Raw genomic sequence first — 25351 nt, forward strand, 5'->3', positions numbered from 1 at the left:
TTTCATTTTTTACCCAGAAATGGTACATTAGCCAAAAATCCTAAATTCATTTATGCTAGAGCAAAATCAATATAACGAAGATAACATTCGATCACTCGATTGGAAAGAACATATCCGTATGCGTCCGGGAATGTATATCGGAAAATTAGGTGATGGATCTTCACCAGATGATGGTATTTATATTCTTTTAAAAGAGGTTTTAGACAACTGTATCGATGAATTCGTTATGGGTGCCGGAAAAACTATTGAAGTGACGATCAAGGATAAAACGGTTTCTGTTCGGGATTACGGACGTGGAATTCCGTTAGGTAAAGTAGTCGACGTAGTTTCGAAAATGAACACTGGAGGAAAGTATGATTCTAAAGCTTTCCAGAAATCAGTGGGTCTGAATGGTGTCGGAACAAAAGCGGTTAATGCTTTGTCAAGTAGTTTTCGTGTAGAATCGGTTCGTGATGAAAAACAAAAAGCAGCAGAATTTTCGGCAGGGAATCTTGTTTCAGAAGAAGATGTAATTGATACAACAAAACGAAAAGGAACAAAGGTTTCTTTTACACCGGACGAAACGATTTTCAAAAACTATAAATTTCGTTTAGAATATGTAATCAAAATGGTCAAAAACTATTGTTATCTGAACAATGGTTTGACGATTATCTTCAATGGTGAAAAATACCTTTCAGAAAACGGTCTTAGAGATTTGTTAGAAGAAACCATCAGTGAAGAAGATCTAGAATATCCGATTATTCATTTGAAAGATCATGATATTGAAATCGCTTTAACACACAGTAAAACACAATATAGCGAAGAATACCATTCTTTTGTAAACGGTCAGAATACCACACAAGGAGGTACGCACTTAGCCGCTTACAGAGAAGCTGTTGTAAAAACCATTAGAGAATTTTACAACAAAAACTTTGAAGCATCTGACGTTCGTAAATCGATTGTGAGTGCGATTAGCATCAAGGTAATGGAACCTGTTTTTGAGTCTCAGACCAAAACCAAATTGGGTTCAATGGACATGGGTTCTGATGATGGAACGCCTGCAGTATCGGTTCGTACTTTTGTAAATGATTTTGTGAAAACCAAATTAGACAATTATTTACATAAAAATACACCAACGGCAGAAGCCTTATTGCGTAAAATTTTACAAGCAGAACGCGAACGTAAAGAACTATCAGGAATTAGAAAACTGGCCACAGATCGTGCTAAAAAAGCCAATCTTCACAATAAAAAATTAAGAGATTGTCGTGCACATCTTCCTGATACAAAAAATCCAAGAAACTTAGAAAGCACTTTGTTTATTACCGAGGGAGATTCGGCATCGGGATCGATTACCAAATCGCGTGATGTAAATACGCAAGCCGTTTTTAGTTTACGTGGTAAGCCTTTGAACTCATACGGAATGAGCAAAAAGATTGTGTATGAAAATGAGGAATTCAATTTACTGCAAGCCGCTTTAGATATCGAAGACGGTCTAGAGAAATTAAGATACAACAATATCGTAATCGCAACCGATGCCGATGTCGACGGTATGCACATCCGTTTGTTGTTGATTACGTTCTTTCTTCAGTTTTTCCCCGAATTAATAAAAGAAGGGCATTTATACATTTTGCAAACGCCACTTTTTAGGGTTAGAAATAAAAAGGAAACGATCTATTGTTATTCGGAAGAAGAAAGAAAAGATGCGATTGAGAAATTAAAACCAAAGCCGGAAATCACGCGATTTAAAGGTTTGGGAGAGATTTCGCCCGACGAGTTTAAAAACTTTATCGGAGATACCATTCGCCTTGACCCGGTTATGATGGATAAAAATACTTCGATTGAGCAATTATTGTCTTTCTATATGGGTAAAAATACACCGGACAGACAAGAGTTTATTATCAAGAATTTGAAGGTGGAGTTGGATGCGATTGAAGAGGAAGCTTAAAAAACAACATATTATTGTCAAACAATCTGCAAAATAAAGATGTATTTCAACAAGTAGTCGACTTGCTTTAAAACGCTAGACGGCAGGTTTTATCAGGACTTATACAACGATTGAATTAAGAATTTGGAAAAGGATTTTCGATAGATAATTTGGAAAGAATAAGGAAGTTTTATTTGACTTACTCAATTTCCGCAGTCACTGACTGCGGAATTTAACTATTAAAATAAATAAAATGATAAACAAAATATCGTTTAAAAATTATAAGCTTTTTAAAGAAAAGCAAACGCTAGAAATAAGACCGATTACTATTTTAATTGGTAAAAACAATAGTGGAAAAAGTGCTGTTTTGAAATTACCTGTTTTAGTTTCAAATAGCTTGGAAGGTTTGCCAATAAATTGGAAATACAAAATTGGTGATGATAGTGAAAATTCTATTGAATTAGGAACTGATTTTAAAGACTTAGTTTATAATAGAAATGTAATAACACCAATTGTTTTTGAAGTATCTAATGATAAAGACTCTATTGAAGTTACTTTAAATAAAGAAGATGGTGTGTTAGACTATAAACTAAATGATAATGAAATAGATGCTTCATCTAATTTTAAAGGATTTTTATTAGAGGGTAATAAAATTAATAATTTAAACATAGCTATTGATTATTTAGGTGCTATTAGAATCGAACCAGAATCTGATTATGTTTTTTCAAATTTAGATTATGAAAAAATAGGTATTAAAGGTCAAAATGCATATCCTATCTTAATTAATGATTTTATGAATACTGGTCAATTAGCAGTTCAGGTAAGCGATTGGTATAAAAATAATTTTGAAAATTGGGTGTTAAAGGTTATTGAAAATAAAGAAGGTACCGAAACTAAATATGAAATTGCTATTTCAAATTCTGTGTTAAATGCAATAAATATTAAGCAAACTGGACAGGGAATTCACCAAGTATTCCCCCTCATAGTTCGTTCTTATTTAAAAGATACAGAACCAACTTTAATTATAATTGAAGAACCAGAAACGCATTTACATCCTGCTGCACATGGAAATTTAGCAGAAAGATTTGTAGATTCTTTTTTAGAGGATAATAATAAAAATTATTTAATAGAAACTCATTCTCAAAATTTTGTATTAAGATTGAGAAGATTAGTAGCAGAAGGTAAATTAAAACCTGAACAATTAGCTATTTATTATGTAGATTTTAATGACGAGATAAATGAAAGTACATTAGAAAAAATTAATGTGGATGAATTTGGAAGAGTAGAATGGTGGCCAGATGGGGTATTTAGTGAAACATTGTCAGAAACAATAGGTATAAGAAATGCTCAATTAGATAACTCAAAGTATGGTAATTGAAATTGATAGAAATGTTTTTAAAGAAAGAAATTTTAAGGGTTTGAATTTTTTTCTTCAAATGTGTACTTATAAAAGTAGATATAAAGTCTATACTGAAATTAATGAAGAATTATTGACTTCAAATGAATTTAAAAGACTTGATTATGAAGATCAATCTCTATTACAAGACAATTATAATAATTTCATAACAAATCAATCAATAGCTTCTGATATTTTTTTAATATCAAATTATTTTATTACAACGGAAATTAATGAGGAAGTCAATAATTTTACAATTGATGAAGCAATACGTTATTTTATTCAACCAATAAGTATCGTTTTAGAAAATAGTAAAAATGACGCATACTTTATTAATGCAGTTTTTACACATTTTGCTACAGATAATCAAATACAAAATCATTTAAATAATAATTGGATTCAATTTGAAAATGCTGGTGGATGTGATAATATTATTAACTTCTTGGAAGGTAAAAAGCAATCTTTTAACTCACTACCCAAAAGTGATAAGAGTAAATATTTGAGATGTTTTGTCCTAATGGATTCAGATAAATTACATTTTTCTTATGAACTCAAAGAAAATAAGATAAAAACATTAAATTATTTAGATAATAATAATATTTCATATCATATATTAGAAAAAAGAAGTATAGAAAATTATGTTCCAAAAGAAGTATTTATAAACTTAGATAATAGGTATAATACTTGGCTTGATGCATTTCAAGCTTTATCAGAGGAGCAAAAGGATTTTTTTAGTATTGAAAATGGTTTATGCGGTGTAGATAAAAATCAGAATCCGAAAAAAAGTGAAGAACAAATTAATTTAGATACGAATAATTTGTTTAATAATATATTAATAGGATCCCTAAAAACTAATATCTTAGTTAATGGTCTAAAACATCAGGGTTATGGAAGTTTTAAGGAAAACTTCCCTAAGTTGTTTGAGTCACCAAATACTAATACTATTACTTTAAAAGGAAGAGCAAATTCTATGGAGTTAGAAAATATTGTTCAAAAAATTAAAAATTTATTATGAACGAACAGATAAAAATAAAACCGGATAAAGATAAAATATCGGAATATATTAAAAGTTTTGAAAAAGGCTTATTACAAGTGCCTGCTTTTCAAAGAGATTTTGTTTGGACTAATGAAAAAAAATTGGATTTATTTGATAGTATTAAGAAAGGCTATCCAATCGGTTCTGTCTTACTTTGGCAACCTTATTTTGAGAAGGAAGAATTTTATGATAATTTTAGTGGAGATAAGTTAGGGTCATATCCAATTCCTGAACGTAACTCAAATTCTTTTTTTATTTTAGACGGTTTTCAGCGTTTGTCTACTTTAATTGGCTGTTTGTTACATCCTGAAAAGGCAAAGCAAAAAGGTATTTTAAGAGATGAGAAAGAATGGCAAAAAGAGTTCAATATAGTATATAATTTAAAGGAAGAACAATTCGAAATTAATAGAAATTTTAAAGATTTTTTTCAAGTTCCTATATACAAATTAGTTGATGGAAAAGAGTTTTATCAGTTTCAAAAAAATCTTTTTGATGATGATGAAGTAAATTCTAAATATATTGAGAGGTATGAAGAAATTAGTCTAATTTTTCAAAATTATGAATTACCTAATATTAATGTTTTAGGTGGTTCAATTACTGAAGCAATAGATATATTTCAAAGATTAAATTCTACAGGAGCTCCTATAACTACTGACTGGGTTATTAATGCCAGAGCGATGGGGAAAAATATTAATTTTAGATTGGGTGATAAAATTGATAATTTACTCGAAAATGAATTAACCATTTATAATTTTCAAAATATAAAACGGCAAGTGATATTACAGTGTATAACTAATTCGTTTGGAGGAGTTTATTTTGATCAAATTTCTAAAAATGACAATAAAAAACTTGAATTATTAGTTGATAGACCTGACTTTATTCCAGTTACCGAAAAAACTTTTTTGGCTATTGAAAAAGCAGTTAAATTTTTATTTGAGGGATTAATTGTTTTGAATGCAAAATATATCCCATATAACAATCAAATGATTTTTATAACAGATTTTTTTAATCAAATAGATGTACCCACTCATAGGCAAATTGAGGAATTAAAAAAATGGTTTTGGATTACTTCTTATTCTAATTATTTTACAATATACAATTTAAGTAAACAAAGAATTGCGTATAATAGATTTCAGGATTTTATCTTAAATGAAGATGTTAACCCAATATTTTACGATACTAAGGATAAATTCGAAACTTTAGAATTTCCAGATAAAATTGAAATGGGTAGTGTACGAAAAAAATCGCTTGCATTGTTTCTTATTAATTATTCAATTAATGGAAAAAATATTTTGAATGGAAAGTTTTTAGATGTTAATGAAATTGCAGGAGTCAAAAGTTACAAGCTATTTAAAGATTATAATTCCTCAGAAAACACTGTTTTTGTCGTTGAAAAATATAATTCTAGTGATAATTTTCCAAAGTCATTAAAAGATCTCTCTTTTATGCTTCAAACTAAAAATGAAGGAAAATATTCTGAATATTTTATAAATGAAGAAATGCGAAAAGAATATAGAAATAGTAATTTTCATATTGTTCTTGAACTTAGAAAAGAACTAATAAAACAAGAAGAAAGAAAATTTGTTGAGAGCTTAGATATTAATTACGCGGATTTTCTTCCTTGGTAAATTATACTCAAAATAAACTATGAAAGACGAAGAAGACGATAACATAATTCCGGACGGGGAAGATAATAATTGCGAAGAAAACTCAGCTGATGATAATCAGGATGGGGATTCTGACGAAATTATTGATGTAGATGCCAAACATTTCGAAGGCCAGCATTTTTACGAAAATCAGGAAGAGGAAGGTCAGGATACGATTACGAAAGTAACCGGAATGTATAAAGACTGGTTCTTGGATTATGCGTCGTACGTAATTCTGGAACGTGCAGTTCCTGCTATCGAAGACGGATTTAAACCGGTACAACGTCGTATTATGCACTCTTTGAAGGAGCTGGATGATGGTCGTTATAACAAAGTTGCCAATGTGGTTGGTCACACCATGCAGTATCACCCACACGGAGATGCGAGTATCGGTGACGCTATGGTACAGATTGGTCAGAAAGATTTATTGATTGACTGTCAGGGAAACTGGGGAAATATATTAACGGGTGACGGTGCTGCAGCTTCGCGTTACATCGAAGCGCGTTTGTCTAAATTTGCTTTGGAGGTTTTATACTCTCCAAAAATTACCGATTGGGGTGTTTCGTATGACGGACGTCGTGCTGAACCGAACAATCTTCCGGTAAAATTCCCATTACTCTTGGCACAAGGAGCAGAAGGTATTGCGGTTGGACTTTCAACGAAAGTTTTACCTCATAACTTCAATGAGTTAATCGATGCTTCGATCAAGATTTTAAAAGGAAAACCGTTTACACTTTATCCGGATTTTATGACACAGGGTATTGCCGATGTGTCCAATTATAATGATGGACTTCGTGGGGGTCGTGTGCGTGTACGTGCTAAAATTGCCCAGTTGGATAAAAACACATTGGTGATTACACAAATTCCGTTTTCGACCAATACAACGACTTTGATTGACAGTATTTTGAAAGCCAATGATAAAGGTAAAATCAAAATCAAGAAAATCGAAGACAATACAGCAGCAGATGTTGAGATTTTAATTCACCTTTTTCCGGGTGTTTCTCCGGATAAAACAATTGATGCTTTGTTCGCCTTTACGGCTTGCGAAACTTCTGTAGCGCCTTTAGGTTGTGTAATTGAAGACAATAAACCTTTGTTTATCGGAGTTTCTCATATGTTGAAAATTTCAACAGAGAGAACGGTCGATTTACTGCGTCAGGAGTTGGAAATTCAATTGGAGGAATTAAAAAACAAATGGCATTTTGCTACTTTAGAAAAAATCTTCATCCGTGAAGAAATGTATATTGACTTTAAGCTGTATGGTGATAAAGAAGGATTATACAAATATATGTACGATCGATTTGAGCCTTTCAAAAAAGCATTCGTCAGAGAAATCAACGACGATGATTTGCAACGACTGACTCAAATCCCGATGATTCGTATTACGCGTTTCGACTCTGACAAAGCCGATGATCTTATCGCTAGGTTAGAAGACGAAATGAAAGAGGTAGAACATCATTTAGAAAACCTGATAGATTTTGCCATTGCCTACTTTACGAAATTAAAAGAGAAATACGGAAAAGGTCGTGAACGCCAGACAGAACTTCGTATTTTTGATAATGTTGAGGCTACAAAAGTAGTTTTAAGAAACACAAAACTGTACGTAAACCGCGAAGAAGGTTTCGTCGGAACCAGTTTAAAGAAAGACGAATATGTAGCGGATTGTTCTGATATTGATGATGTAATTGTGTTTTTGCGTGATGGTACATTAATGATTACAAAAGTCGATTCCAAAACATTTACAGGAAAAGATATTATACATGTTGCCGTTTTTGATAAAGGAGACAAACGTACAATTTACAACATGATGTATCGTGATGGTAAATCGGGTCCTTCCTATATAAAACGTTTTAACGTGACTGGAGTTACCCGTGACAAACCTTACGATTTGACAAATGGTACAAATGGTTCGCAGGTCGTCTATTTTTCACATAATCCAAACGGAGAAGCTGAGGTGGTGACTATTTTATTGCGTCAGATTGGAACCATTAAAAAATTGAAATTTGATATTGATTTTGCAAATTTGGCGATTAAAGGACGCGCTTCAAAAGGGAATCTGGTTACTAAATATCCAATTAAAAAAATCGAATTAAAAGAGAAAGGAATTTCAACTTTACTACCAAGAAAAGTTTGGTTCGACGATACGGTAAAACGTCTGAATGTAGATGCACGAGGCGAACTGCTAGGCGAATTTAAGCCAAGTGATAAGATATTGGTCATTAGCCAGGCAGGTAAAGTAAAAGTTATCATTCCGGAATTGTCTACGCATTTTGATGAAGATATGATTGTTCTGGAGAAATGGAAACCTAAGAAACCGATCTCAGCGATTTATTATGATGGGGAAAAAGAGCGTTATTTCCTGAAACGTTTTCTGGTAGAAACCGAAAACAAGGAAGAAAGTTTTATTACCGATCACCCAAATTCGCAATTAGAAATTGTATCGACAGACTATCGTCCGCTTGCGCAATTGGTTTTTGCAAAAGTAAAAGGAGTTCAGAAGGAAGATTTACATATTGATGTTGAGGATTTCATTGCTGTAAAAGGATTTAAAGCATTAGGAAATCAATTGACCACTGATAAATTGAAACAGGTTAATTTATTAGAGCCATTGCCTTATGAAGAACCTGTAGAAGAGGTTGTAGAAAGAAAAGTGAGTTATAATGACGATGGTTCAGTTGAAACCGAATTAGATGACGATGGCCAGATTGGTCTGGTTCTGGATTAAGATAATTAGTGTAAACCGTCTCAGTTTGAGGCGGTTTTTTTTTCTTATAATTGTCAATTCCGGCACGATGAATCACACAAGAAACTCCGTACAGTTTGTCATCCTGAGGAACGAAGGATCTACGCTTGCTGAATCGATACCGTTGAACTTCACTTTACGGAATTACTTGTGAAGATACTTCGTTCCTCAGTATGACAAAATTGTGAAAAATAGAAGCGGAGCATTTAGTGTGATTTCTCGTGCCTCCGAAATCTGATTTATTAGATGAAACAGTAATAAAATCTATTCCTACAATACAGATGTTGATCAACCAAAATTGATTATGTTTGTGTAACTTACTGAATTTTAAAAGTAATAAAAAATGAATGTTAAGCTAACAGATAAAGATAAAATTAGTGTAACGAATCCTGATGAATTATACGAAATCATGCGACAGATTTTGTTTCGTGATAATAAAATAGACTGTGAGAAGGAACATTTCTGGATGATAGGGCTAAACATGGCAAATACAATCGTGTATATAGAATTGGTAAGCATGGGGAGCGTAAAAGCTTCACAAGCAGAACCAATGAATGTTTATAGAGTTGCGGTATTAAAAGGTGTTACAAGTGTGATCGCTGTGCATAACCATCCGAGTGGTAATTTGACTCCATCTGAAGCCGATAAGGATACTACAGACCGATTAATACAAGTGGGGAAAATTTTAGATATAAAATTTTTAGACCATTTTATTATTAGTGCAGAAAAATATATTAGTTTTTTGGATATTGGATTAATGGCTCAATTAGAAAAAAGCCTGAAATATGTTGTTCCGTATAAAATAGAAGAAATAATCCGTAAACAGGAAATGGAAATCAGATTAGGGAAAGAAAAAGCGGATAAATTAAAAGAAACGACGAATCAATTAAAGGAAACAACGAATCAATTAAAAGAATCGGCAAAAGAATTTAAGGAAACCGCAAAAATAGAAAAGTCTTTAAGGATTGAATTTGAAATGACGGTTATTTCCAATTTACTAAAACAGAAGATGACAATAGAACAAATAGCAGTTATTTTGAATCTTACTACAAAGGAAGTAGAGCAAGTTACTAAAAAGATAAAATCATAAAAATCCATTTTTGATTTAGAGTAAGGTTTGAATAGCCTCCTGCTTTAGCTGGAGGAATCAGATAAAGTATAGATTTCAAGGCTTTAGCCAAAACTGCAATTTTGGCTAAAGCCTTTTTTGTATGCATTTTGGAACCTCCAGCTAAAGCAGGAGGCAATTTACAATATAATTTTTGGAGTCATTTTTTGGCCCGACCTGTCATTCCGATTTCTATAATAAAAAGCGAGCGTTAATTTCGAGGCACGAGAAATCATAGAAGAAACTCCGTACAGTTTGTCATCCTGAGGAACGAAGGATCTACGCTTGCTGAATCGATACTGTTGAACTTCACTTTACGGAATTACTTGTGAAGATACTTCGTTCCTCAGTATGACAAAATTGTGGGAAATAAAAATGGAGCACCTAGTGTGATTTCTCGTATCGAAATGGTAAAAAAAGCGAGCGTAAATTTGCGAAATTTGAGCTGTTCAGAAAAAAGAAGTAATAAAAAAGGATGTTTCGCTAACTGTGAGACATCCTTTTTATTGGTGATAAGGTGTTATTTTAGTTTTGTTGGTATTTTTTATCCGTTAGTGTTTTCATGAATGCAACCAACGATTGTTCTTCTTTTTTAGTCAGTTTTAGTGCATCAAAAGGCAATGTTTGGTTGTCTACTGCATAACCCAATCCTTTTCCACCACCTTTATTGTAGAAGTCAACAACTTCTTCTAAAGTTTTAAAAACACCATTGTGCATATAGGGTCCTGTTACAGCAATGTTTCGAACTGTTGGTGTTTTGAAAGCTCCAACCAACTGAGGCATTTTATTGTATAAATATCTGCCGGTATCGGGGCTCAATGCTTTTCCTGAGACGTCATTTGGAGTTCCTATAACTTCGTGTTCGGTTTTGGAATAATTTGGTGGTACTGTTCCGTTAAACAGAGGTGTGAAGTGGCAGGTCGCACATTTTGCTTTACCCATAAAAAGATTCATACCTTCTATTTCCTGATTGGTCAGTGTATTTTCTTCGCCTCTCATATAAACGTCAAATTTAGAATCAAAAGCATTAAGCGACCTTACGTAACTGGCAATTGCATTTTGAATTTGCCAAGCTTCCGGTTTTGCTGTTTTAGGGTAAGCCTTTTTGAAAAGTTTTACGTATTCGGCATCCAGTAAAATCTGAGCATGAATATCTTTTAAAGAGCCATGCATTTCGTCTTTATTTTCAATGACATCCACACTTTGTTTTTCTAAATCTAATTGGCGCATATCCCAAAATTGTGCATTCTGCAAAGAAGCATAGGTCAGGGTAGGCGTGTTTCGCATCAAGTTACTGCCATTTAGTGAAACATTTGTTTTTAGGCCATCGGTAAAGGCTTTTTCAGGATGATGACAGGTAGCACAGCTTCGGTCATTATTTTTGGAAAGCGTTTTATCATAAAATAACTTTTCTCCCAATGTTGCTTTGTCAGCGGTGAAATTATGAGCATCCGAAAGAACAAATCCGTTTACGTCAAAGGCCTCTTTATCAAAAAAAGTGGCTGCAGTGGGTTTTAACGGACTACTTTTTTTAACATTTTGAATCTTTTCTTCTTTCTGGAAAGTTTTTATTTTTTTTGAAATCGGATTCAGATATTGAGTTATAAAAACGGCTCGGTTGAAGGCATTAAAATTGTTGTTGTTTTTACAATATTTTTGTGCCTCTGTGATTAATTTTTTTAAATCTGCCAACGTTTTACTATTGCCATCAATTCTTTGAAGTAGACTTGGAATACCGATTAAACTTTCACCAGCTTCAGGAATTGAGGTCTGTAAAATTGGACTATCAAAACCGGTAATACCTAAGGCAATTACTCTAAAAACATTTTGCTGAACAGCATCTAAGACATAATCGTTACTAATTGTAATGACTTCAAAAGTGCTTTTCAACTGTTTTATGTTGGAGGCGAAAATGTTTAATTCTCGAACTAAATCTTCCTTGTTTGTAACTTCATATTCCGGATAAATAAGTTCTTCCATAACCTGAAAACCATGTGGTTCGAAGGATTTGTTTTCTTCCAGTTCCATTTCGTCTAAGGCTGGGCCGTTCATAAAACGAGCGGTTTCAGGAATGAAGTATTCAACTGCCCATTCTACTTTTTTATAGGCAAGACGGGATTTTTTAAACTGTTCTACAATTTCTTTTTGGGATTGGTCTGTGGTAACTAATTTTTGAAATTGTACAATTTCATTGTTTAATTTGTTTAAATCAATGATCAAATCCTGATTGATGGTAGTTTGAGAATCTTGATTTTCTTTGCATGAAATGGCCAGGCAAAAAAGTATAAACAGAGGAATAAAGTATTTTAATTTTATCATAGTACGTAAAAAGATTACAACCCTTATCAAAAAAAATAAGGGTTGTAAATTTAATTTAGGTTGAAATTATTAGCGTTGTACGTTTCTAATAATAACAGTTTGTCCACCTTCTTTGTTGGTGTTAATACCCGAACCATCTGCATTTTTGAATGCATCAAGTTGCCAAGTGTGCGAGTGAATATTTACTGTAAAAGTGTTTGGTACACCAATTAAATCAGAGATATCTTGCATGGCACCAAATTCCCAGCTACCAAGTCTTGTCTCTCCAGTTTGATTGTATAAGGCATTCCAAGACGCGTCTGTTCTTTTGTGATTCATGTTTAACCAAGGCTTGTTTTGTTTTGAAGCAATATTATATTGCCAGATGTACGAATCGTGTTTTGCATCAGCATAATAACTATCACCATCTTCCTGAATGTAAACGTAATTTTCAGTAACACAAAGGTTGTCCGGATTGATGATTCCTGTTCCCGGAGTACTATCTCCTTCAACAGCTAATTCTAAAGTTCCTTTTAAAGGATCAGCAGCATCCATTTTTAGTTTGTAAACTCTTCCCCACATCGTATAACCGTCAACAGGAGCGTTTGAAGTAGCTTGTCCGGTTGCTGTAAAGTAAACCTCTCTGTTATTGCTGGCACTTCCTTTTCTGTAGTCAACATCTTCTACTCTTGAAAAACGAATAGCTCCTAATGCATTTACAGTAGTATTAATTACAGCTCCTGTCAGGTTTTTTGCATTTGGAATTTCAACAAAAGAAACAGGGTAAGAATTGTTTAAAGTCATGGCAGTTTCTACCTGATTTCCGTCATTTCTTTTTAAAGCATATAATTTTCCGTTTGATAAATCTCCTACAGTACTCATATACATGATCAATTGTCCCGCACTTGCATGTGAAGTTGCGTAAGATTGATCTTCCCCAATCATGATAATTGTTTTTCCAGGATACGCTTCTTTTGGTAATGGAACAGCATTTTCCATACTTGCTTTTCCTAAAGCAGGTAAAACTCTGTCGGTTTTGCTTTTGTCTGAAGATAATCCTAGCGGATTAATTCCATGAACCATACTTTCCTGACCACTTTCTCCGGCAGTTAAAAAGATTGGGCCAAATCCGTGAATTTCTGGAGTGGCTAAAGTTGCTGAACACAAACGTGTTAAACCTCCAATTCCGTCTACTAGATAATCTCCTTTTACTGGTTTAAAAGTTTTGTCTAAATAAACTCTTGAGACAGATTGTAATATTTCGTGGTTGGTAATTAAGATATAACCTTCTCCGTTTGGATTTTTCATGAACCCGGCTCCATCTGGCTGTGCTCCATAAACAAATTTCGGAGATTCCGGTAAAACGTCTGCACTACTGATCAAGGTACTAATCTGAAGGTTTTCGAAACCAGTCATCGGAAAAACAAAAGCAGGGACTTTTGAGTGTGATGTGAAATCGATAGAGGACTTTACCTCGTTAGAAGCACCTTTGTTGTCATCATCCTGACAACTGATTGCAGAAAGACCTGTAATACCAAGCAATGCTAGCGATCTTAAAAAATTAAATTTCATAATATTTTGGTTTTTTTATTTTGAGCAAAGCTATTCCTCAAAAACAAAATACATGTTACGTCAGTTTTTTATAATTGCTAATAAACTATAAGGTATATATTATTAAATCGTAAATATTGGAAGTTAATTGTAAATTTTATGCGTGTGGGGAAGTTATCATAAAACTGCGAAAAAAAATAGAAGTATGCTACCATAGTAAGGATGCGAAATTGAAAAAATAACCCTAAAAAAAAATCCATCCAATCCGTTTAATCTGTGGCAAGAAAAAGTAGCCACAGATTAAAGGATTAAAATGATTTACAAAATCTGTGCAAATCCTTTTAATCAGTGGCAAAAAAATAATTCGTGCCAATTGGTGAAATTCGTGGCAAAATGATGAAGAAGGCCATGAAAACGAGGAATCTAAACAACTTGTTTTTAATAACTTAAAAAGAGTTAGATAGGATTTTAAAGATTAAAAATGATTTTGTCTCTTTTGAGCTAAAAAGTTTAAACGGTAAGGTATGCAAAGTTTAATTATAGTATTACGGCACTTTTTTAACTTTATATCTAATTTTTCTGCACGCAGATTTACTTCGCCAGTTCGCTATCGTTCGGGCAACAGACTGCACAGATTTTTTTTAAAAGGTAAATAAGATCAGCCTAATCTGCTAAATCTGCGTGCAAAAGAAAAAACGCAAAGTTCGCAAAGCTATAACTAAACTTTGCGAACTTTGCGTAAACCCTTTGCGCGCTTTGCGGTTAAAATTCCCCGAAAAGAAGCTTATTTTTAAGAAAGATATTATTGTTTCTTTCGAATCTTCATATTGACAAATTCAACAGCCAACGAAAATGTTATAGCAAAATACAAATACCCTTTCGGAATTGCGCCAATGTGTTCCCCTGCAAGTGTGGCTTCAGATAAATGCATGCTTTCGGTAATCAGCATAAAACCAATCAGGATTAAAAAAGACAATCCTAATATTTGTATAGAAGGATTCTGATTAACAAAATTTCCAACCGGAACCGCAAATAACATCATTACCGCCACCGAAATAATAACGGCAGTTACCATAATAGTCAAAGCGCCATTTACGCCATTTGTCATCCCAACCGCAGTCAGGATTGAATCAACCGAAAAGATTAAATCGATTAATAAAATTTGTAGAATAACATTGGAGAAGGATTGTTTTGCTGCCGTCTTGATGTTTTTTTCCTCTTCGCCTTTATGATCTACTTTCTCGCTGATTTCTTTGGTACTTTTATAAATAAGAAACAATCCTCCGAAAAATAAAATCAGTGCTTGTCCTGTAAAATCTGCATTTAACCAACCCCAGTTTATGCTGAACAGAATGGCTTTCATCGCAATTAGATAAGAAATCCCCATCAACAAGGCAATACGCATGAACATGGCTAAAAACAAACCAATTCTAGTGGCTCTTTTGCGATTTTCTTCCGGAAGTTTACCCGTTACAATGGAGATAAAAATGATATTATCAATTCCCAGAACAATTTCAAGAAAAGTAAGCGTTAAGAGTGCAATCCAGGCATCGGGGTTTAAAAATACTTCCATTTTTAAGAGCTTTTAATTTATTCTATTTTGTGAACTGTTCCGCGTTGTTTTTCTTCAGACCCCACCATTCCAAATTCAAATGTATAGGAATCCTTTGTAGTGTTTAGGATTTTCATACTGATTGCTTTTTCTTCCGCCATATTTTTTGGGTGTTTCTTTTGCAGAATGTACTCACAATCACTTACCCAACGTACGGTTGATGTATCTGTTTTACCGTCAAAGGTTTCAATTTCTATAGTGTCTTTGCGTTCAAATATTGTGGTTTTTTTTACGCCGTTTACTTCAAACTCAAATTTGAATTTTCCGTTTTTGAAGTCCTTGCAGTTGTGTTCTGCGTTGTAACATGATACTAATGCTAATAACGGAAGTAAGAATATAATTTTTTTCATTTTTTTGTTTATGTTGTTTTTAGTGTCGTGCTGAGCGAAGTCGAAGCAGTTTTAGTAGGTCTTCGACTTCGCTCAGACTGACATTCAGGTTCGCTCAGACAGTCATTCAGGTTCGCTCAGACAGTCATTCGATTTCGTCCAGACCGACATTCGACTTCGTTTAGACGGATAATACGATTATTTGAATTTTTTTAACTCGTCATCCGTAAAGTTCTTAATTTCTTTTTCTTTGGCAAACTTTTCAGCATTGTAATTTCCCGATTTATTCTTCGGAATTGATAAACTGTTCCAGTCGTCTTTTTTTAATTGTTTGGCATAAAAAACAATTTGTCCGATATGATAAGGGTAATGTGCCAATTGTCGATTGATGGCTTCAATGACCGTATGGCCTTCGTTCCTGATATAGATTATTTGGGAAAGTTGTTCGGGTTTTAAATTTTCTAAAGTAGTCAGAAAACAATCCCATCCTTTATTCCAAACCGCTAAAACTTCTTCTTTTGATTGTAAGTCATTTTCAAATTCGGCATCACGATTGCGCCACTCTTTTTCCCCATCAGTAGTTAGGAAATCAGTCCAACGTGATAACATATTGCCCGAAATGTGCTTTATGATTGTAGCGATACTGTTTGTATCTTCATTTACGGTAGTAAAAAGCTGTTCGGGTTCCAATTGGGCCATTGCTTTTTCGCCTAAGATTTTGTAATATAAAAATTGCTTTTTAACACTTTCTAAATACGATTCGGTTGCATCCATAACTAAACAATTTTAATGTCATATTTGTCTAAAAGGCCTTCAATTCCCTGAGTTGCAAATTGTGCTTTTCGCATCGGATTGAATTCAGGATCAATTTTGTAATTATAAGCTGTTCTAAAGTCAACCGCCGCTAATTGAGTTTCGTTAAAAATAGCGCCTTCAAGATTGCAATTATCAAAAGAAGAGCTTGTGAGATTGGTTCCTATAAAAGTTACTTCTCTCACCGAACAGTTTATAAACTTAGTTTTCGGCATTTTTTTGTTCGAAAAAATAGCGTAGTCTAAAGTGCTTTCCTCAAAGTAAACCTGAAATAAAAAGTCATCACACTCATTAAAAGCAATTCCTAAAAGTTTACAATTCTTAAAAGTCACATTTTTTAAACTCGTTCCGGCCAAACTGGTCATCGACAGGTTACAGTCTATGAATTCGCAGTCTAAAAAAGTATTGTAAGCAAAATTACTGTTGGAAAAATCACAATTTTTAAAAACACAATCTTCAAACTCCCGATTGTTTATTTTTTTATCAATATAAATGACTTTGTCAAATGTTTTCTGAATGTGTATTAGACTTTCCATGAATATTTTTTTGATTTCCGGGCAGTATGTCTTACCCGTAAAATTTGAATTACTTGATTGGTAATTTGGTATGAAACGCTGAAATTATAGATCGTATAAACTCTGAAACTACCATCATTATTGGTTTTTTGCTTGTCAAGTTTATAAATTTCAGATTGTGTTTTTAGTATATCGGTACTGTCAAAAATAGAATTAATTACTTTGTCGGCAATTTGGAGTGATTTACTCTCAAAGAAAATATAGAAATGAATATCTTCTAATTGTTGTAGAGCGTTACCTGACCAAATTATTTTCTTCCCCACTTTTTGGCTATTTCTTTGGCTTCGTCTTCAGAATGGAAATTCCCTTTTTTAATGTCTTCTAAAGCATTTTCTATATCTAAATTGTAGGCAGTATCAGAATCAACAGTAGTACTATTGACAGATTGTAAAAGATGTTTTAGTTTCTCTACAAAGGAAGGATCTTTGACCTTGTCAATTTCTTGATGAATCCAATTTATTTCTGCTTGCATATCCATAATAAAGAGTTTTAGTAAAGATATAAATTAATCATTAAACAAACCTTTCATGATGATTTTCAATCCATAAAAAATTAAAAACATGGCACTTAAACAAGCTACAATTCCGATTCCTAAAACCAAATAGTGCCAGTTGGTGTGCTGATTCATAAAAGCGTTATAAATTAAGGAGGGTCCAATGAATAGTAACGGTAATGAACCTGTCACGTATTTGATGCCTTTTCCGAGTAGTTCTTTATTTGTTGACATTTTTTTTTAAGTTTCAGGTTTAAAAGTGTTTCAGGTTTAAAGTTGTTTCAGGTTTCAGGTTTCAAGTTTGTCGCAATCTTGTCAATTTCGACGGAGGAGAAATCACAGAAGAAATTCCGTTATGAAAATCGCTAATCTTTGTCGAATATTGGATGTGATTTCTCCTTCGTCGAAATGACAAATCGATAGTCCTTTCACCAAAAACATTTCACATTTTACAAATTATAGTTGTCAACAGCATTTCTGACACTTCCATATTTTTTCAGCAAATCAGAGGCTTCTTCATAAGTGACAGGGATTTCTCCCATAATCATCTTGACACCGCGATCGACCAATTTGATGTTGCTGAGCTGCATATCGACCATTTTGTTTCCTTTTACTTTACCAATTTGGATCATGGCCGCAGTCGAAATCATATTCAGAACTAATTTTTGTGCAGTTCCGGCTTTCATTCTGGAGCTTCCGGTAACAAATTCAGGTCCTACAACCACTTCAATTGGAAATTGTGCAGTTAAGGCTAATGGACTTCCTGCGTTACAGGTAATAGAACCTGTAGTAATATTGTTCTGATTGCAGGTCTCCAAACCTCCAATTACATAAGGTGTTGTTCCGGAAGCAGCAATACCGATAACAATATCATTTTTTCCAATATTATTTGCTTGTAAATCAATCCAGGCTTGTGCTGCATCGTCTTCGGCATTTTCTACAGCGCGACGAATAGCGGTATCACCACCGGCAATAATTCCGTTTACTAGATCAAACGGAACTCCAAAAGTAGGAGGGCACTCAGAAGCATCAACAACGCCTAAACGCCCCGATGTTCCGGCTCCAATATAAAACATTCTTCCGCCTAGTTTTAACTTGGCTACAACTTGTGCTACAAGAGCTTCAATTTGTGGCATCGCTTTTTCAACGGCGTGCGGAACGGTTTTGTCCTCGTTATTGATATTCGCAAGCAATTCATGGACAGACATTTTTTCTAAATGATCATATTTTGATGCTTGTTCTGTAGTTTTTGTAAAAATCATGGTATCTTTTATGTGCTGTGTTACAAAGCCTCAAAGTTACAAAGTTTTAAGGCTTATAACAACGAAATATATTTGTACCAATTAGTTTTTTGTGAGGAATTAGAAGCAACCTGCTCCTGTATGTTTATGAAATGTCGGTATTGTAAGCGATTTATCAAATAAAATCTCTTGTCAAGATCTGTTGCTGTTAATTATAAGAAAAAAGCCAACAGAACCCCAAGAACGATCATCGACACTTTAGCGACATTAAATTTATGTCCTTCACTACTTTCAAAAATAATAGTAGAGGAGATATGAAACAAGATACCGATAACAACTGCTGTAATCTCTGTATAGTATTCGTTTAAAATCGGCAAATATTCTGATGCGATTGTGCCTAACGGCGTCATAACTGCAAAAGTTAGCATAAAAGCAAAAATGGCTTTTTTATTTAAACTTGCGTTTAGGAAAAATGTCGTTAATATAATGGCAATTGGCAAATGATGAATTGCAATTCCAATCGCTAAATCATGATGATGGCTGACTGGGAAACCTTCTAAAAAAGCATGAATACACAAACTTATAAAAAGCAACCACGGGATTTGGTTCATTTTTTCGTGCCCGTGAACATGACCATGTTCTGCGCCTTGTGAGAAAAATTCCAGAATGATCTGGAACAGGATTCCCACCATGATAAACAAACCAATATTATGATTGTGTGACGCGTAAACTTCCGGCAACAGGTGCATAACCGTCAAGGATAGTAAAAACGAGCCGCTAAAAGCTAATAAAAGTTTTAGATTGGATTTGTTTTTTGGCTTTAAAAACAAAGCTACAATATAGCCCAGAAGTACCGAAAATAAAGGTAATAAGTAGTTCATTTTTTGTTTAATCGTTTGTTAAGTTTAATCGTTTAACTGTTGAGTTGTTTAATCGATGCAACGGTTAAACAAAGTGGCAATTAAACCATTTTATTTAAAAATCATGATTAATCGTTCGCTTTCAGTCTTATGAAACTTTTTTAGTTTATAATCTCCAAAAGTATCTAAAAGAAAAATACCTGCTTCATTCATTAACTCTTCGAAATCCTTTAATGTCAAGGCTTTTACTTTTTCAGTAAAATGAAAATGCTGGCCTTTATCTTCAAAATCTATTTCTTTAAAAATATGTCCGTCTTGTAGATATCTTTTGATTTTAAAATCGATATCGTCTACTGTTTTAATTTCTTCTGGAACCAAAGTTTCTAAGACCTGAGTTACATTCATGAAATCAATTACAGCAAAACCATATTCGGATAAGCTTTCTTTTATGGCTTTTAAGGTGGTTAGATTGTCGTCATCACTTTCGAAATAACCAAAACTGGTAAACAAATTGAATATCGCATCAAATTTTTCTTCAAAAGGCTCACGCATATCGTGTACCTTAAAATGAAGTGTCTCATTACTGTTTTTGCTTGCTTCAGCAATACTGTTTTCAGATAAATCGGCTCCTATTACGTTAAAACCTAATTGGTTTAAGTAAATAGAGTGACGGCCTTTCCCGCAGGCAAGATCGAGTACTTTTGCTTTTTCAGGTAAATTTAGATAATGTGTAAGATTATCCATGAAAATCTGAGCTTCGCGGTAGTTTCTATCTTTATAAAGAATGTGGTAATAGGGAGTGTCAAACCACGAAGTAAACCAATTTTCGGTGTTACGTTCCTGATTCGGTGTGGATGAGTTCGATGCGTCAGACATTTATTCTATTTCAATTAATTCAAAAGTCCCGCAAATTTAGTGTATTTTTGCCGAAAAATAACTATTTAGCAATGATACCTCGTGAATCATTGTGTGTAAGGTGAAATTTTTAATGCAGATTTGAGATTGATAAGAAATCTGTTTTAATTTAGAGAAAAAATGGAAGAAAATTTTAGAATGATAGCCAAATGTTTTTTTGGTTTTGAAGAAATATTGGAAAATGAGTTGCGTGCGCTTGGTGCTCAGGATGTAGAAAAAGGAGTGCGAATGGTTAGTTTTAAAGGCGACAAAGGATTTATGTACAAAGCCAATTTGTCGTTGCGTACTGCTCTTAAAGTTTTGAAACCTATATATTCTTTCAGAGCCAATAATGAACAGGCATTGTATAAAGGAATTTCAGGTGTAAACTGGTCTAAATTATTGAATGCCAATCAGACTTTTGTTATTGATGCTACAGTACATTCTACTTATTTTAATCACTCTGAGTTTGTTTCTCAAAAGTGTAAAGATGCGATTGTAGATCAATTTAGAGAGCGAACAGGGCAACGTCCGAGTATTGATAAAGCTTTTCCGGATTTAAGAATTAACATTCATATTGACAAAGATCAGGTTTCGGTTGCGTTGGATACTTCAGGGAATTCATTGCACCAACGTGGTTACAGAACTGCTACGAATATTGCACCGATTAATGAGGTTTTGGCAGCAGGAATTTTATTGTTGTCAGGTTGGGAAGGACAAAGTCATTTTCTGGATCCAATGTGTGGTTCGGGAACGTTTTTGGCAGAAGCTGCTATGATTGCTTGTAATATTCCGGCAAACATTAATCGTAAAGAGTTTGCTTTTGAGAAATGGAAAGACTGGGACAACGATTTATTTGATGAGATTGTAAACAGTCTGATGAAAAAGACAAAAGAATTTCATTACACCATAAAAGGTTTTGATAAAGCACCAAGTGCAGTAAATAAAGCTAAAGATAACATCAGAAACGCTAATTTAGAAGATTACGTTACGGTTCAGGAAAATAACTTTTTTGATAGCGAAAAAGCGGTTGAAGGTAAATTACACATGGTTTTCAATCCTCCTTATGATGAACGTTTGGACATTCATATGGAAGAATTCTATAAAAATATTGGAGATACTTTGAAGAAAAGCTACCCGGGAACAAACGCCTGGTTTATTACAGCCAATCTTGAAGCACTGAAATTTGTTGGATTAAAACCGTCCAGAAAAATCAAACTTTTCAACGCAAGTTTAGAAGCGCGTTTGGTGAAGTACGAAATGTACGAAGGAAGTAAGAGAACTAAGTTTCAGGTTAATGAATAGGAAAAAGGTTCTAAGGGACTAAGTTTCTGAGGTGCTAAGCTTTTCTATACAATTTAAAATAATAATTATAAGGTTCTAAGATGTTGAGTAGTCAGATTAAAAAAAAATCTTAGAAACTCAGTATCTCAGAACCTTAGCAACTTAAAAAAAAATGACAAAACTACAAGTAAGAGGTTTTTTATATCAGTTGGGATGTTTCGCTATTTTGTTTATAGCGGGAAGGTATTTGGTAGCAAGCTATACCGGATTAACGGGACTTTGGATTCCGGTGACCTCTTTTATTGCCGCAACTTTGATTTCGCCTAAATTTCAAGCAGTAAAAACCAAAGACGGTGAAAAGCTTTTTATGAAATGGATTTTTATAAAAGGAATTAGAGAAATAGGGTAGGTTTTTCTTAAGTTGCTAAGCTTCTAAGTGACTGATTTTCTAAGAAAAAAACTTAGTGACTCTGCGTCTTTGCGAGATTCTAAAAACGAGACAAAGTATATCATAACTTTTAGTTTTGATTCGTCTGAGATTGAGTTTTTCTCATAAAATAAAAGCCCAAAATTCAAGAATTATTAAGTTTAATTCATGAATTTTGGGCTTATTTTTTTTAGTTAAAAAACTCAGAAACTTAGCGACTTAGGAGCTTAGCAACTTAAGAAAAACCTATTTCTTCGGAATGTCCTTAATCTCCGGAATGATTACTTTTTTCTTGTAAAGCGGAATAAAATAAGAAACAGTATAATTAAAACCTACTCCAAAATTTCCGTCATAGGTTCTGTTGAAACCGGGAATGTAAAGATTTTCAAAATTCCCTGGTTCTTTATTGCTTACTAAAAGTTTTAGCTGAACACCAAAACCAACGAATACGTTATTGAAAACTTTTGCTTTAACTCCCATAGCAACTTCGAGCCAGGCAGCGGTAAGACCATTGTATTTTTCACCTGAAACAATTGATTCTTGTGATGACCAGTAAGGATCTCGATTATAGATTTTATAAGTATTTAATTGTTGGCTAAAAGTACTAAAACCACCTCGTAACCCTATAGTGATAAGGTTTTCCATATCAAGCCAGTTTTGATACGTATTGTAGTCAAAACCTCCTTTTATATACGTTCCTGTTGCGGTGGAGTTTACTCTGTCGTCATCAGTGGTTTTGTCTTCAAAACCAAGTTCTGCCGCTAAATAGTATTTTTTCGTTAGACGAAAATCACCTGTAAATTCAACACCTTTATAATCTTTGTCGTAAAAACCACGTGTTAGTTTGTAAACATCAACACCAACGCGCAGACCGTATCGATCTGTTTTTGGTGGGATTGTGTCCGTTGTAACCTGCTGAGCAGCTGGTTTTTTGATTTCCGATTTTGGTTTTTCCTGAACAGTTTCTTTTGTTTTGGTTGTTTCTTGCGCCTGAACCATAAACATTGAAAACAAGAGAGGAATACTAAAAAAATACTTCAACATGTGTCTCATTTTCGTATTCAATGTTAGTTTTTTTTATGTTAATTTGTTTCATCCAAGGGGTGTCAGCATCAGGGATTATTCGAATGAAAGCTTCTAGATTAAAAATAGTTTTAACACCACAAGCTCTTGAAACATAAATGTTTTGACGCGTGTACTTAAATTCCAGTACATCCGTATTAAACTCAGGAGAATTCGGATTTCCGGAGTCATATATAAACGTATAAGTTGTCGTGTCAGCATCTGTTCTTAAAGGAATAGATATAGTGTTCGCACTGGTTATGTACATTGCATCACCAATACCGGTTTTGTTGAAAACAATACCTCTATCTTGATCTTTACCAATTACTTTAAGGTTTTTTACATTCTTTTTTATAGATGCATTGGTTATGTCATAAAAGGAGATTACTAAACGTGGCGTTGTTGGTGTATCTGCATCACAAATGTCATCTTTCTCGCAGCCGGATAAACCAAAAGCAAAAAGCAATAAAAAAGAGATTATTTTTTTCATGTATATTTTTGTTATCTAAGTTCTAAAAGTACAACATTTTCAACATGATGCGTTTGCGGGAACATATCTACCGGACGAACACGCGTTACCTTGTATTTTTCATCCATCAAAGCTAAATCACGTGCTTGCGTAGCTGAATTACAACTTACGTAAACAACTTTTTTAGGTGCAATTTTCAAAATCTGATCAATAACGGCAGCGTGCATACCATCTCTTGGCGGATCTGTAATAATTACATCAGGTTTTCCGTGTTGTGCAATGAAAGCCTCATTAAACACTACTTTCATGTCTCCAACAAAAAACTCACAATTGGTAATATTATTGCGTTCTGCATTGGCTTTAGCGTCCAAAATAGCTTCAGGTACACTTTCTACCCCGATTACTTTTTTTGCCTTTTTAGAAACAAACTGAGCAATAGTTCCGGTTCCTGTATATAAATCATAAACCGTTTCGTTGCCGGAAAGACCTGCAAAATCACGTGTTATTTTATACAATTCGTAAGCTTGGTCAGAGTTGGTTTGGTAAAATGATTTCGCATTAATGCTAAATTTTAAACCTTCCATTTCTTCGAGGATATAATCTCTTCCTTTATATAATTTAACATCCTGATCGTAGATGGTATCATTTGCTTTTCCATTAATTACATACTGCAAAGAAGTAATCTGTGGAAACTTTTCATATAAATGATCTAATAACAATTCTCTGTTCTTTTGGTCCTCTTCAAAAAACTGAATTAAAACCATGATTTCTCCTGTTGAAGCCGTGCGAATCATAAAAGTACGCAATAAACCGGAATGCTCTCTAGGATTGAAAAAAGCTAAATTATGCTCGTTGGCAAATGCTCTGATTTCGTTACGGATAGCATTTGAAGGATCTTCCTGAAGGTGACACTTGGTAATGTCAAGGATTTTATCCCACATTTTTGGAATATGGAATCCTAAGGCATTTCTGTTTCCTAAATCTTCCGTACTATCAATTTCTTTCTCCGTTAACCAACGACTGTTAGAAAACGAAAATTCCATTTTATTTCTGTAGAAAAACTGTTTATCTGAACCCAAAATAGTTTCGAATTCAGGAAGCTCCACTTTTCCAATACGTTGTAAATGATTTTTTACTTCGTTTTGCTTGTAATACAGCTGTTGACTGTATTTCATGTTTTGCCATTTACATCCTCCACAAACACCAAAATGATCGCAAATAGGATCAATGCGATGCTCTGATAATTCATGAAATTTTACTGCTTTACCTTCATAATAGGCTTTTCTTTTCTTAAAAGTTTGTACATCAACTACATCACCAGGTACCACATTCGGAATAAAGATCACTTTTCCGTCAGGAGCCTTTGCTACTGATACTCCCTTTGCTCCAGCATCAAGAACTTGAATTTGATGAAAGACAACTTTGTCTGTATTTTTTCTTCCCATAGCGCAAAAATAAGGGTTTGTAAACTTTTATAAATTTAAATTTTAAAATATTTTACCATTTTTTTTAAATTGTTAGTTTAATCGACTTTTAAAAGTAACTTTGTTTTAGCAATAATCCCAAAAGCTACATTTTTAACCTATAGTTTTGTTATCTTTTTATGAAGTT

The 25351-nt window shown here is 33.6% G+C and carries 23 protein-coding genes; 8 read left to right on the plus strand and 15 right to left on the minus strand.

Annotated features, from left to right (window positions below):
• Window positions 1–52 precede the first annotated feature (52 nt).
• From ACHRV5_RS04760 to ACHRV5_RS04785, 6 genes are all read left to right on the plus strand, one after another.
• Entirely contained in the window at window positions 53–1924 is a 1872-nt protein-coding gene (locus ACHRV5_RS04760; RefSeq protein WP_047776245.1) for a DNA topoisomerase IV subunit B, read from the plus strand.
• Between the two features lie 232 nt (window positions 1925–2156).
• Window positions 2157–3281: a DUF3696 domain-containing protein gene (locus ACHRV5_RS04765; protein ID WP_395425964.1), complete on the plus strand. Its 1125-nt coding sequence runs from the start codon at window positions 2157–2159 to the stop codon at window positions 3279–3281.
• Window positions 3271–4314: a hypothetical protein gene (locus ACHRV5_RS04770; RefSeq protein ID WP_395425965.1), complete on the plus strand. Its 1044-nt coding sequence runs from the start codon at window positions 3271–3273 to the stop codon at window positions 4312–4314. Before ACHRV5_RS04765 ends, ACHRV5_RS04770 begins: the two co-directional genes overlap by 11 nt.
• The gene (locus ACHRV5_RS04775) at window positions 4311–5963 is read left to right on the plus strand and encodes a DUF262 domain-containing protein (RefSeq protein ID WP_395425966.1); all 1653 of its coding nucleotides are present in this window, start codon (window positions 4311–4313) and stop codon (window positions 5961–5963) included. The genes ACHRV5_RS04770 and ACHRV5_RS04775 overlap by 4 nt, the downstream gene beginning before the upstream one ends.
• A 19-nt stretch (window positions 5964–5982) precedes the next feature.
• Window positions 5983–8706, plus strand: coding sequence for a DNA gyrase/topoisomerase IV subunit A (locus ACHRV5_RS04780; protein ID WP_395425967.1), 2724 nt, complete (start codon window positions 5983–5985; stop codon window positions 8704–8706).
• A gap of 361 nt (window positions 8707–9067) precedes the next feature.
• Window positions 9068–9814 (plus strand): JAB domain-containing protein, encoded by a 747-nt coding sequence (locus ACHRV5_RS04785; RefSeq protein ID WP_395425968.1) that lies wholly within the window; start codon window positions 9068–9070, stop codon window positions 9812–9814.
• Window positions 9815–10357: 543 nt separating this feature from the next.
• Here the strand turns inward: ACHRV5_RS04785 and ACHRV5_RS04790 are convergent.
• From ACHRV5_RS04790 to ACHRV5_RS04845, 12 genes are all read right to left on the minus strand, one after another.
• Window positions 10358–12151 carry a cytochrome-c peroxidase gene (locus ACHRV5_RS04790; protein ID WP_395425969.1) on the minus strand — a complete coding sequence of 598 codons (1794 nt, stop codon included), beginning with the start codon at window positions 12149–12151 and terminating at the stop codon, window positions 10358–10360.
• A 69-nt stretch (window positions 12152–12220) separates the two neighbouring features.
• Window positions 12221–13702, minus strand: coding sequence for a hypothetical protein (locus tag ACHRV5_RS04795; RefSeq protein ID WP_047776242.1), 1482 nt, complete (start codon window positions 13700–13702; stop codon window positions 12221–12223).
• Between the two features lie 781 nt (window positions 13703–14483).
• Window positions 14484–15254 carry a TerC family protein gene (locus ACHRV5_RS04800; RefSeq protein WP_047776241.1) on the minus strand — a complete coding sequence of 257 codons (771 nt, stop codon included), beginning with the start codon at window positions 15252–15254 and terminating at the stop codon, window positions 14484–14486.
• Window positions 15255–15271: 17 nt separating this feature from the next.
• A complete protein-coding gene (locus ACHRV5_RS04805) occupies window positions 15272–15643 on the minus strand; it encodes a DNA topoisomerase IV (protein WP_230001510.1) in 372 nt (123 codons plus the stop codon).
• 177 nt (window positions 15644–15820) lie between these two features.
• On the minus strand, window positions 15821–16396 hold the full coding sequence (locus tag ACHRV5_RS04810; protein WP_395425970.1) for a DUF1572 family protein: 576 nt from the start codon (window positions 16394–16396) through the stop codon (window positions 15821–15823).
• A gap of 2 nt (window positions 16397–16398) precedes the next feature.
• Entirely contained in the window at window positions 16399–16971 is a 573-nt protein-coding gene (locus ACHRV5_RS04815) for a pentapeptide repeat-containing protein (RefSeq protein WP_047776237.1), read from the minus strand.
• Complete coding sequence (locus tag ACHRV5_RS04820; RefSeq protein ID WP_395425971.1) at window positions 16959–17273, minus strand: type II toxin-antitoxin system RelE/ParE family toxin; 315 nt, start codon at window positions 17271–17273, stop codon at window positions 16959–16961. The genes ACHRV5_RS04815 and ACHRV5_RS04820 overlap by 13 nt, the downstream gene beginning before the upstream one ends.
• Window positions 17258–17488, minus strand: coding sequence for a hypothetical protein (locus ACHRV5_RS04825; RefSeq protein ID WP_395425972.1), 231 nt, complete (start codon window positions 17486–17488; stop codon window positions 17258–17260). The genes ACHRV5_RS04820 and ACHRV5_RS04825 overlap by 16 nt, the downstream gene beginning before the upstream one ends.
• A 27-nt stretch (window positions 17489–17515) precedes the next feature.
• A complete protein-coding gene (locus ACHRV5_RS04830) occupies window positions 17516–17737 on the minus strand; it encodes a DUF6095 family protein (protein WP_047776235.1) in 222 nt (73 codons plus the stop codon).
• A 215-nt stretch (window positions 17738–17952) separates the two neighbouring features.
• On the minus strand, window positions 17953–18765 hold the full coding sequence (murQ, locus tag ACHRV5_RS04835; RefSeq protein WP_395425973.1) for an N-acetylmuramic acid 6-phosphate etherase: 813 nt from the start codon (window positions 18763–18765) through the stop codon (window positions 17953–17955).
• A gap of 191 nt (window positions 18766–18956) precedes the next feature.
• Complete coding sequence (locus ACHRV5_RS04840) at window positions 18957–19625, minus strand: ZIP family metal transporter (RefSeq protein WP_047776231.1); 669 nt, start codon at window positions 19623–19625, stop codon at window positions 18957–18959.
• Between the two features lie 90 nt (window positions 19626–19715).
• Window positions 19716–20480, minus strand: coding sequence for a bifunctional 2-polyprenyl-6-hydroxyphenol methylase/3-demethylubiquinol 3-O-methyltransferase UbiG (locus ACHRV5_RS04845; RefSeq protein WP_047776229.1), 765 nt, complete (start codon window positions 20478–20480; stop codon window positions 19716–19718).
• Between the two features lie 159 nt (window positions 20481–20639).
• On the opposite strand from ACHRV5_RS04845, the gene ACHRV5_RS04850 reads away from it, so the two are divergent.
• Window positions 20640–21803: a class I SAM-dependent RNA methyltransferase gene (locus ACHRV5_RS04850; protein WP_395425974.1), complete on the plus strand. Its 1164-nt coding sequence runs from the start codon at window positions 20640–20642 to the stop codon at window positions 21801–21803.
• Window positions 21804–21954: 151 nt separating this feature from the next.
• Window positions 21955–22191: a hypothetical protein gene (locus ACHRV5_RS04855; protein ID WP_047776321.1), complete on the plus strand. Its 237-nt coding sequence runs from the start codon at window positions 21955–21957 to the stop codon at window positions 22189–22191.
• Window positions 22192–22455: 264 nt separating this feature from the next.
• Here ACHRV5_RS04855 and ACHRV5_RS04860 read toward each other — a convergent pair whose 3' ends face one another.
• Genes ACHRV5_RS04860 through rlmD form a run of 3 tightly spaced genes read right to left on the minus strand, consistent with a single transcriptional unit; the run spans window position 22456 to window position 25185 of the window.
• Window positions 22456–23262 carry a DUF6048 family protein gene (locus ACHRV5_RS04860; protein ID WP_047776226.1) on the minus strand — a complete coding sequence of 269 codons (807 nt, stop codon included), beginning with the start codon at window positions 23260–23262 and terminating at the stop codon, window positions 22456–22458.
• Window positions 23234–23761, minus strand: coding sequence for a DUF6452 family protein (locus tag ACHRV5_RS04865; RefSeq protein ID WP_395425975.1), 528 nt, complete (start codon window positions 23759–23761; stop codon window positions 23234–23236). The genes ACHRV5_RS04860 and ACHRV5_RS04865 overlap by 29 nt, the downstream gene beginning before the upstream one ends.
• A gap of 11 nt (window positions 23762–23772) precedes the next feature.
• Window positions 23773–25185: a 23S rRNA (uracil(1939)-C(5))-methyltransferase RlmD gene (rlmD, locus tag ACHRV5_RS04870; RefSeq protein ID WP_047776222.1), complete on the minus strand. Its 1413-nt coding sequence runs from the start codon at window positions 25183–25185 to the stop codon at window positions 23773–23775.
• Window positions 25186–25351 lie beyond the last annotated feature (166 nt).

The sequence above is a fragment of the Flavobacterium sp. FlaQc-52 genome (assembly GCF_044007495.1).
GTDB classification, from domain to species: domain Bacteria; phylum Bacteroidota; class Bacteroidia; order Flavobacteriales; family Flavobacteriaceae; genus Flavobacterium; species Flavobacterium cupriresistens.

What these genes read in the sequence shown, in the direction of transcription:
- murQ (WP_395425973.1), bottom strand. Translation starts at nt 18,765, where the DNA reads ATGATTTTTACAAAAACTACAGAACAAGCATCAAAATATGATCATTTA.
- ACHRV5_RS04850 (WP_395425974.1), top strand. Translation starts at nt 20,640, where the DNA reads ATGGAAGAAAATTTTAGAATGATAGCCAAATGTTTTTTTGGTTTTGAA.
- ACHRV5_RS04800 (WP_047776241.1), bottom strand. Translation starts at nt 15,254, where the DNA reads ATGGAAGTATTTTTAAACCCCGATGCCTGGATTGCACTCTTAACGCTT.
- ACHRV5_RS04805 (WP_230001510.1), bottom strand. Translation starts at nt 15,643, where the DNA reads ATGAAAAAAATTATATTCTTACTTCCGTTATTAGCATTAGTATCATGT.
- ACHRV5_RS04825 (WP_395425972.1), bottom strand. Translation starts at nt 17,488, where the DNA reads ATGGATATGCAAGCAGAAATAAATTGGATTCATCAAGAAATTGACAAG.
- ACHRV5_RS04830 (WP_047776235.1), bottom strand. Translation starts at nt 17,737, where the DNA reads ATGTCAACAAATAAAGAACTACTCGGAAAAGGCATCAAATACGTGACA.
- ACHRV5_RS04765 (WP_395425964.1), top strand. Translation starts at nt 2,157, where the DNA reads ATGATAAACAAAATATCGTTTAAAAATTATAAGCTTTTTAAAGAAAAG.
- ACHRV5_RS04815 (WP_047776237.1), bottom strand. Translation starts at nt 16,971, where the DNA reads ATGGAAAGTCTAATACACATTCAGAAAACATTTGACAAAGTCATTTAT.
- ACHRV5_RS04865 (WP_395425975.1), bottom strand. Translation starts at nt 23,761, where the DNA reads ATGAAAAAAATAATCTCTTTTTTATTGCTTTTTGCTTTTGGTTTATCC.
- ACHRV5_RS04840 (WP_047776231.1), bottom strand. Translation starts at nt 19,625, where the DNA reads ATGAACTACTTATTACCTTTATTTTCGGTACTTCTGGGCTATATTGTA.
- ACHRV5_RS04845 (WP_047776229.1), bottom strand. Translation starts at nt 20,480, where the DNA reads ATGTCTGACGCATCGAACTCATCCACACCGAATCAGGAACGTAACACC.
- ACHRV5_RS04860 (WP_047776226.1), bottom strand. Translation starts at nt 23,262, where the DNA reads ATGAGACACATGTTGAAGTATTTTTTTAGTATTCCTCTCTTGTTTTCA.
- ACHRV5_RS04780 (WP_395425967.1), top strand. Translation starts at nt 5,983, where the DNA reads ATGAAAGACGAAGAAGACGATAACATAATTCCGGACGGGGAAGATAAT.
- ACHRV5_RS04770 (WP_395425965.1), top strand. Translation starts at nt 3,271, where the DNA reads ATGGTAATTGAAATTGATAGAAATGTTTTTAAAGAAAGAAATTTTAAG.
- ACHRV5_RS04775 (WP_395425966.1), top strand. Translation starts at nt 4,311, where the DNA reads ATGAACGAACAGATAAAAATAAAACCGGATAAAGATAAAATATCGGAA.
- ACHRV5_RS04795 (WP_047776242.1), bottom strand. Translation starts at nt 13,702, where the DNA reads ATGAAATTTAATTTTTTAAGATCGCTAGCATTGCTTGGTATTACAGGT.
- ACHRV5_RS04785 (WP_395425968.1), top strand. Translation starts at nt 9,068, where the DNA reads ATGAATGTTAAGCTAACAGATAAAGATAAAATTAGTGTAACGAATCCT.
- ACHRV5_RS04760 (WP_047776245.1), top strand. Translation starts at nt 53, where the DNA reads ATGCTAGAGCAAAATCAATATAACGAAGATAACATTCGATCACTCGAT.
- ACHRV5_RS04790 (WP_395425969.1), bottom strand. Translation starts at nt 12,151, where the DNA reads ATGATAAAATTAAAATACTTTATTCCTCTGTTTATACTTTTTTGCCTG.
- rlmD (WP_047776222.1), bottom strand. Translation starts at nt 25,185, where the DNA reads ATGGGAAGAAAAAATACAGACAAAGTTGTCTTTCATCAAATTCAAGTT.
- ACHRV5_RS04855 (WP_047776321.1), top strand. Translation starts at nt 21,955, where the DNA reads ATGACAAAACTACAAGTAAGAGGTTTTTTATATCAGTTGGGATGTTTC.
- ACHRV5_RS04810 (WP_395425970.1), bottom strand. Translation starts at nt 16,396, where the DNA reads ATGGATGCAACCGAATCGTATTTAGAAAGTGTTAAAAAGCAATTTTTA.